General features: G+C 32.5%; 6 protein-coding genes. All 6 read left to right on the top strand.

Annotated features, from left to right (window positions below):
* Nucleotides 1-141: 141 nt before the first annotated feature.
* The 6 genes from EI71_RS09855 (at nucleotide 142) to EI71_RS09880 (ending at nucleotide 7,598) form a co-directional block, all read left to right on the top strand.
* Entirely contained in the window at nucleotides 142-1,809 is a 1,668-nt protein-coding gene (locus EI71_RS09855) for a Na/Pi cotransporter family protein (protein ID WP_119017054.1), read from the top strand.
* 89 nt (nucleotides 1,810-1,898) lie between these two features.
* Nucleotides 1,899-2,675, top strand: a complete 777-nt coding sequence (locus tag EI71_RS09860; RefSeq protein ID WP_119017055.1) for a lysoplasmalogenase family protein — start codon at nucleotides 1,899-1,901, stop codon at nucleotides 2,673-2,675.
* 10 nt (nucleotides 2,676-2,685) lie between these two features.
* Nucleotides 2,686-3,237 (top strand): flavin reductase family protein, encoded by a 552-nt coding sequence (locus EI71_RS09865; RefSeq protein WP_119017056.1) that lies wholly within the window; start codon nucleotides 2,686-2,688, stop codon nucleotides 3,235-3,237.
* Between the two features lie 108 nt (nucleotides 3,238-3,345).
* Entirely contained in the window at nucleotides 3,346-4,452 is a 1,107-nt protein-coding gene (locus EI71_RS09870) for an Ldh family oxidoreductase (RefSeq protein WP_119017057.1), read from the top strand.
* An 82-nt stretch (nucleotides 4,453-4,534) separates the two neighbouring features.
* A complete protein-coding gene (locus EI71_RS09875) occupies nucleotides 4,535-6,388 on the top strand; it encodes a YgiQ family radical SAM protein (protein WP_119017058.1) in 1,854 nt (617 codons plus the stop codon).
* Between the two features lie 127 nt (nucleotides 6,389-6,515).
* Nucleotides 6,516-7,598, top strand: a complete 1,083-nt coding sequence (locus EI71_RS09880; RefSeq protein WP_119017059.1) for a hypothetical protein — start codon at nucleotides 6,516-6,518, stop codon at nucleotides 7,596-7,598.
* The last annotated feature ends 370 nt before the right edge of the window (nucleotides 7,599-7,968 follow it).

Consider the following 7,968-nt stretch of genomic DNA (forward strand, 5'->3'; position numbering starts at 1 on the left):
GTGACTAATCATTATTACATTTTGTAATCTTATTATTGTGAAACGTTTACAAGAATTAATTCTTTAAAATTCACATTGTTTTTGTTTTTTCTATGTTAAAATGAAACTGTTGAAATACCAAAAGTAAAAGGGGAAGATATAATGCAAATATTCGAAAGTATATTAGCCTTACTTGCAGGAGTAGGTGTCTTTGTTATCGGTATGAATATGATGTCAGATCATCTTCAAAAGGTTGCAGGACCAGGAATGAAGAAGTTGATTGGTAAGATAACAAATAACCGCTTTGCTGGAGTTGGAATTGGTGCTGGTGTTACAGCCTTAGTACAGTCCAGCGCTGCAACTACAGTCATGGCAATCGGTTTTGTTAATGCTGGTGCGATGACTCTTGCTCAAGCAACTACTGTAATCATGGGTGCAAATATAGGTACTACTGTTACAGGTTTATTGGTTTCCTTGGAAAGTTTAAACATTTCCTTATATGCATCTGTTTTAGCATTTATTGGTGTAATGATGTGCTTTGTCAAGAAAAATGATAGAATTCATAACATCGGTGGTATTTTAGCTGGCTTAGGATTATTATTTATTGGTTTATCCTTAGTTGGACGTGCTTTTGAAAATGAAGAAGTATTAAATGCATTTAAAAATCTATTGGAACAAATTAATTTCCCATTATTATATGTGTTAATTGGTATTTTACTTACAGCTTTAATGCAATCCTCATCTGCGATGATTGGTTTGGTTATTATGATGGTTGGTTCTGGTGCATTAACTATGGAGGCTGGATTATTCATAATTATTGGTGCGAATGTGGGTACATGTTTTACATCTATGCTTGCAATTATAGGCTCTTCAACAAATGCCAAAAGAACAGGTTTTATGCATTTAACAGTAAAAATTATTGGTGCAATAATCTTTACAATTTTAGTTTGGACATTACAGGGGCCTATTGTTGAACTTTTAAAGAATACAGGATTTAAAGTAGAATTCCAAATAGCAATATTCCATGTCGCATTTAATGTTATAACTACTGCATTATTATTGCCATTTGTTAAATATTTAGTTAAATTTATTGAGCATATTGTTCCGGAAAAGGAAAACGAGCTTGCTCACACATTAAAGTTTATCGACCATCGTGAGCTTCGTACTCCAGCTATTGCCGTAATGCAGGTTAAAAAAGAAATTGAAAATATGGCAAATTTAGCTAAGATAAATTTAGAGTTAGGCTTTTATGAGGTTTGTAACCAAGAAGGCAAATATGATGAAGAAATTGAAAGAAGAGAAAATGCAATTGACTATATCAATGCAGAGGTTACTAACTTCTTAATTAAGCTATCTCCTTTAGTTTCTGGAGCGAATGTACAGCAGGTAGGTTCATATTACCATGTAATCAACGATATTGAGTGTATTGGTGACCATGCAGAAAACTTGCTAAAGGATGCTCAGCACATGAAGGAAAAGGGCATTAAATTCTCTTCTGTTGCAGAAGCAGAATTAAAAACAATGTTTGATACTATTGAACAAATGTTCTCTATTGCTATAAAGACATTTGATACATCTGTTGATGTAGATTTAAAAGAATTATCTGAGCTTGAAACAAAAACAGATGATTTAAAGCATCAGCTATCCATTTCTCACTTTGAAAGATTGGCACAGGAAAACTGTACTATGGAGCTTGGTGGATATTTCACATCCATTATTTCTGGTATGGAAAGAGTTGGTGACCACTTAGTTAATATTGGTTATTCTATTCAAGACCCTACAGGTAATCAAAACGAAAGAACAGATAATTATAATTTCTATTGGGAATAAGAGCTTCTTCGGAAGCTTTTTTTCTTGTTGTTTTTTTTACAATAATTTTGTTATAATAAAAGTAGATAGATACGATTGGAGGGTTTTATATGATGCCCTATATATTTTTAGGTCTTGGTGTTATCTCTTTAGGCTTGTTTTTATTTAAAAGAGATAAGAAGAGTTCTGTAATTGCGATTGCTATTAAAGCATTAACATCCATTTTCTTTATTTTGACAGCGATGTTTTGTTTTATTAGTAATGTTTCAGAGGGTGGTAAGGTAGCCTATAATGACTTATTACCTTTAATATTTTTAATATTAGGTTTAGTCTTTGGTATGATAGGAGATATATTCTTAGATTTCAAAATTTATTTTAAAACATTAAATATGCGATTTTTATGTTTAGAAAATGATTATGATATTCTAATGATTACAGGTATGAGTGCCTTTGGAATTGGACATATATTCTATATATCCTCCTCTTATACCTTTTATCCAGAATTATGGCTTGAGTTAATTTATTCTATACTTGGAGCTATAGTTTTGGTTGTACTCATTTTTGTTATATCTATTAAAGTAATGAAAATGACCTTCCGTAAGTTTTTGATTCCTTGTATTATTTATGGATTCTTACTTTGTGCATTTGTGTTATTTTCTATTTTTAGAATAATTCATGAGTATTCTTTAGCGAATTTATTATTATTAATTGGTTCTATTTTATTCATTGTATCGGATTTAATATTATCTATTACTTACTTCTCTAAGGAAGAGGATTATAAGAAGGAAGGCTTATTAAATCCGGAATCAAGGTTTATGATTATTATGAATCATACAACCTATTATGCAGCTCAATTTTTAATTGCGATGGCAATACTATTTATGTAGGAGGAACATTATGAGAAAGAATTTTGGAGTAAAACAGTTTTTATATCCTATGCCAGTATTTATTATTGGAAGCTATGATAGCGATGGGAAACCTAATTTAATGAATGCAGCTTGGGGTGGTATTACAGATACAGATAAGATATCTATTGCGATGTCTAGTCATAAGACAACGGATAATATATTGAAATCCAAAGCCTTTACTGTTTCGATAGGAACTAAAGAATATATGGAAGCTTGTGATTATGTTGGCTTAGTATCTGGTAATAAGGATAAGAATAAATTTAAAAAGTCGGGCTTTACAGAGGTAAAAAGTGAATTTGTAAATGCTCCTGTTATTCAAGAATTACCAATTACTTTGGAATGTGAATTTTATTCTTATGAAAATGAAGTAATGGTAGGTAAAATTATCAATGTATCCTGTGACGAGAAATATTTAGGCCCTGATGGACTTCCGGATTTAGATAAATTTACTCCAATTACTTATGATCCAATTCATCAAGATTATATAGAACTTGGGGATGCAGTTGGAGAAGCATTCAGCATTGGAAAAGAAAAAATGTAAAGCTTAAGTCTAGGTTTTTGCCTAGACTTTTGGTTGTTTTAGCTATAGTTTATTGATTTTTATAGATAATTTTATTATCATAAAAGAGGAATGAATAGGAGGCTTATTATGGCTAAGGTATGGTTAGACTGGGATACTGCCCAGAAGTTTGTTACAGATGCATTTGTTGGATATGGTGTTCCATATGAAGATGCATTAGTATGTACAGAAGTATTATTAGAAAGTGATAAAAGAGGTATTGAATCTCATGGATGTAATAGATTCAAGCCAATATATATTGATAGAATTGTTGCAGGAATTCAAAATCCTGTAACAAATTTTGAAATTGTAAAAGAAACAGAATGCACTGCAGTTGTTGATGGACATGATGGAATGGGTCAGGTTATTGGTAAAAGAAGTATGCAGATGGCTATTGATAAAGCGAAGAAATACGGTATGGGAATGGTTGTTGTAAGAAATTCCTGCCACTATGGTATTGCAGGCTATTATGCATCACAGGCTGCCAAGCAGGGTTGTATTGGAATTACAGGTACAAACGCACGCCCTAGTGTTGCCCCAACATTCGGTGTTGAGGGTATGTTTGGTACAAACCCATTAACTATTGGAATTCCTTCTGATGAACCATTTGACTTCATTTTAGATTGTGCAACATCGATTACACAAAATGGTAAGATTGAATATTATGAAAGAATTGGTGAGGATGTACATCCTGGAACTATCATTGGTAATGATGGAGAGCCAATTTTGGGTGATGCTGGAGTTGCACTTAAAAAGATTAGATCTGGTGAGGCTGCACTTACTACCCTAGGTGGTATTGGAGAAGCTTTAGGCGGATATAAGGGATATGGCTATGCTGTTGCAGTTGAATTATTATCTAGTGTATTACAGGATGGGTTATATGGTAAGGATTTAAATGGTAAGGATAAGGATGGAAATAAGAGTCCATATCATTTAGGTCATTTCTTCATTGCTATTGATACAAACCATTTCTTAGGCGAGGATTTATGTAGAAAGAAGACTGGAGATATATTAAGATCTATTCGTGCCTCTCGCAAGCAGCCAGGTCATGACCATATTTATACTGCCGGAGAAAAGGAATATTTAGTATGGCAAGAAAGAAAAGATAAGGGAGTACCTATTTCAGAACCAGTTCAAAAGGAAATGAGCCAGGTACGTGATTCCTTAGGCTTAAAATATAAATTCCCTTGGGATTAGAATTATAACCGGCTTATTGCCGGTTTTAATTCATTTTAAAATGAATAAATGATATAATAAGCATATGAAGGGAGGCAAAAATATGCCATTTTTACCTATAACACTAGAGGAAATGAAAGAATATGGTTGGGAACAACCAGATTTTGTATATATTATTGGTGATGCATATATAGATCATCCTTCCTTTGGTCCTGCAATCATTTCAAGAGTATTAGAGAATTTTGGATATAAGGTATGCATTGTATCTCAACCAGATATTAATGATGATAAGCCATTTAAATTATTTGGTAAGCCAAGACTAGCATTCTTAGTTTGTGCTGGTAATATTGATTCCATGGTAGACCATTATTCTGTATCCAAAAAAAGAAGAAAAAAGGATTATTATACCCCAAATGGAGAAATGGGAAAGCGTCCTGATAGAGCATTGATTAGATATTGTTCTAAACTTAAGGAATTATATCCAGATGTACCAGTTGTTTGTGGTGGTATTGAAGCATCCTTAAGAAGATTAAATCATTATGATTATTGGGATGATTCGGTTAGAAGAAGTGTATTACTTGATTCTCATGCCGATTTATTATTGTATGGTATGGGCGAAAAGACTATTGTCCAGGTTGCGGATGCCCTAGATTCTGGCTTAGATATAAAAGATATTATTTATATTAGAAATTCTGTATGGAAAACAAAGGATAAATCCTTACTGCCAGATGATGCCGTATGGCTTCCATCTTATGATGAGGTTTTAGCAGATAAAATGAATTATGTTAAATCCTTTCAAATTCAATATAAGAATACAGATCCATTTACAGGTAAAACATTAATTGAACCATATAAAAATATCTATGTAGTACAAAACCCACCAGAGTTTCCATTATCTCAAGATGAAATGGATGCAACATATTCCTTACCATATATGAGAGCATGTCATCCACTAATTGAGGCAAAAGGACATGTCCCTGCGATTGATGAGGTTAAGTTTTCTGTAATCTCTAACCGTGGTTGTTATGGTGGGTGCCATTTCTGTGCTCTTACAATGCACCAAGGAAGAATTATTCAATCCAGAACAAAGGAATCTATTTTAGAAGAAATAAAGATTATTTCTAAGGATAAGGATTTTAAAGGATATATTCATGATATAGGTGGCCCAACTGCCAACTTCTATAGACCAGCCTGTGGTAAGCAGTTAAAACATGGTGTATGTACACAAAGAGAATGTATTGGTTATGATCCATGTAAAAATTTGGAAGTTGATCATTCGGAATACTTAGATATCCTAAAGGAAGCAAGAAAGCTTCCAGGTATAAAAAAGGTCTTTGTAAGAAGTGGTTTAAGATATGATTATATAATGTATGATAAGAATCCTGAATTCTTTGAAGAATTGATTAAATATCATATTTCAGGACAATTAAAGGTAGCCCCAGAGCATATTGCAGATGAAGTATTAGTAAGAATGGGTAAACCATCTCGTGGCTTATATGATCAATTTGTTAAAAGATATGAGGATTTAAACCATAAGTTTGGTATGGACCAATACCTAGTACCATATTTAATGTCATCTCATCCTGGCTCTACATTAAATAGTGCAATTGAGCTTGCAGAGTATTTAAGAGATTCCGGCCATATGCCTGAGCAGGTCCAAGATTTCTATCCTACCCCAGGTACAGCATCAACATGTATGTATTATACTGGAATTGATCCATTTAGAGGGGATAAGGTATATGTAACTAAGAACCCTCATGAAAAAGCAATGCAAAGAGCTTTGATGCAATATAAGCTTCCACAAAACTATGATTTAGTATATGAAGCATTAACTAAAGCAGGACGTCAGGATTTAATTGGCTTTGATAAGAAATGCTTAATTAAGCCTAGAGGCTCTAAAGTAGGGTATATTCCACCAAGAAGAGGAAAAGAAATCAAAACTGGTGGAAAAAAATAGATATAATCCCCCTTAAGGGGATTTTTCTATTTTAGACAATAAGCATATACCATATATATGTTGACAAAATAGGCTAAGTGGAGTAGTATAATAACTGCATTATATTGCATAAAGGAGAGAGGAAAAAATGAAAAAGAAAAATTTATTGATTGGGCTATCTATGATGGCTTTTGCAGGAGCATCTTTAGCATCTTGTGGTTCTACTAATATAACAGAGACATCATTTACAGTGAATGAAGCTACTCTAAAAGATGGTGTAGAGGCATTTGAAAAAACTGAAAATCAAATGGAAAAATGGAATTATAAAGAAGTTGTAGATAATAGATATAGAGATGAAGAGTATATTAGCGAAGATTTAAAGCCTTATATAGAAAAATTAGATGGATTTAGACATTCCATTCTAACAGATTATGAATCTTATACTAAAACAGTGTATTATAAGAATCATAAAACAAATAGAGTTACTTATGAAAAAGCTGTTATGGATTTTAAAACAGCTAATCTATTCTATTATTTGGATTCATATATAGAAAAAGATGGAAAGAAAGAAGAAACAATAAATATAACTACTAAAGCATATAGAAAAGATTGTAATTATACAGTTGTATCCGATATAGCTTTAGATTCTTATAAATACACTACTAATGAAATCAATAGAACAACCGGTACATATATTCAAAAAGAAGTAAGCGGTACTGGTAAGTTTTATACAACATTTATATCACCATTTATAACTTCAAATGAAGGAGAATATATAGTTATTGATTCAATGTATGGAAATCAAATAGAATCTTGTATTACAAGTCCAGCGTTAACTGCAGTACAGTTTGTTGAGGCTAGTGAATATACAATTTCAAAAGATTTTAGTTATTCTTATTTTGAGTATTCAAATGGTAGTGCAACTGTAAAAAGCTTAGTAGAAGACTTTATGCTAAAAGCTTATTCCCAGGAATCAAAAACATCTTCATTATTTTGTAACTTTAGTTTAAATAAGGAAAAAGCATTTGGTAATAATGAAGAACCTAATTTAGATGGATATGCAAAATATGATTATGAGCCCAAAAAAGAAGGATATGCTATAAATATGACAATTCCTTTTCTTGCAACTCCATTTCAAGGAAACCGTATGTATGTAGGCGAAAGTTCTTGTTATATGGATTTATTTTCTAATGATGATGTATTAAGCAAATTTCAAGTTAAAAATATATAATTTTTATAATCCTTTCCAATTTGGAGAGGATTTTTTCTTGTATGACGGGCATGTTATAAATCTAGGGTGAAAGTCCCAAGAGGCGTAGTTGCCGACGAACTTGATAGCGACTTGCAAAGCGTAAACCAGTGATGGAGCGTGAAAAGAAGTAATAGCGAAATAGTGGCCCAACGAACAGAAACTTGATAATGAGGCCCATTAGGCGGATAAGTTGGCAAGACACAACAAAGTCCAAAAGGCAATCGTAACCCTAATCGGTAAATCAAGTGGGTAAACTAGGAAAGATTTATGGCTTATCCCGTGAGGCCTTGTGAACAAGTGAAGCCTAGACGTTTTAAAACAACTATAGAAAACTTGGTTAAAAAGTTTG

It is taken from the genome of Anaeroplasma bactoclasticum (assembly GCF_003550015.1).
Lineage (GTDB): Bacteria > Bacillota_I > Bacilli_A > Acholeplasmatales > Anaeroplasmataceae > Anaeroplasma > Anaeroplasma bactoclasticum.

Excerpts from the sequence above, each read along its gene's own strand:
- EI71_RS09855 (WP_119017054.1), top strand. The coding sequence starts at position 142 with ATGCAAATATTCGAAAGTATATTAGCCTTACTTGCAGGAGTAGGTGTC.
- EI71_RS09860 (WP_119017055.1), top strand. The coding sequence starts at position 1,899 with ATGATGCCCTATATATTTTTAGGTCTTGGTGTTATCTCTTTAGGCTTG.
- EI71_RS09865 (WP_119017056.1), top strand. The coding sequence starts at position 2,686 with ATGAGAAAGAATTTTGGAGTAAAACAGTTTTTATATCCTATGCCAGTA.
- EI71_RS09870 (WP_119017057.1), top strand. The coding sequence starts at position 3,346 with ATGGCTAAGGTATGGTTAGACTGGGATACTGCCCAGAAGTTTGTTACA.
- EI71_RS09875 (WP_119017058.1), top strand. The coding sequence starts at position 4,535 with ATGCCATTTTTACCTATAACACTAGAGGAAATGAAAGAATATGGTTGG.
- EI71_RS09880 (WP_119017059.1), top strand. The coding sequence starts at position 6,516 with ATGAAAAAGAAAAATTTATTGATTGGGCTATCTATGATGGCTTTTGCA.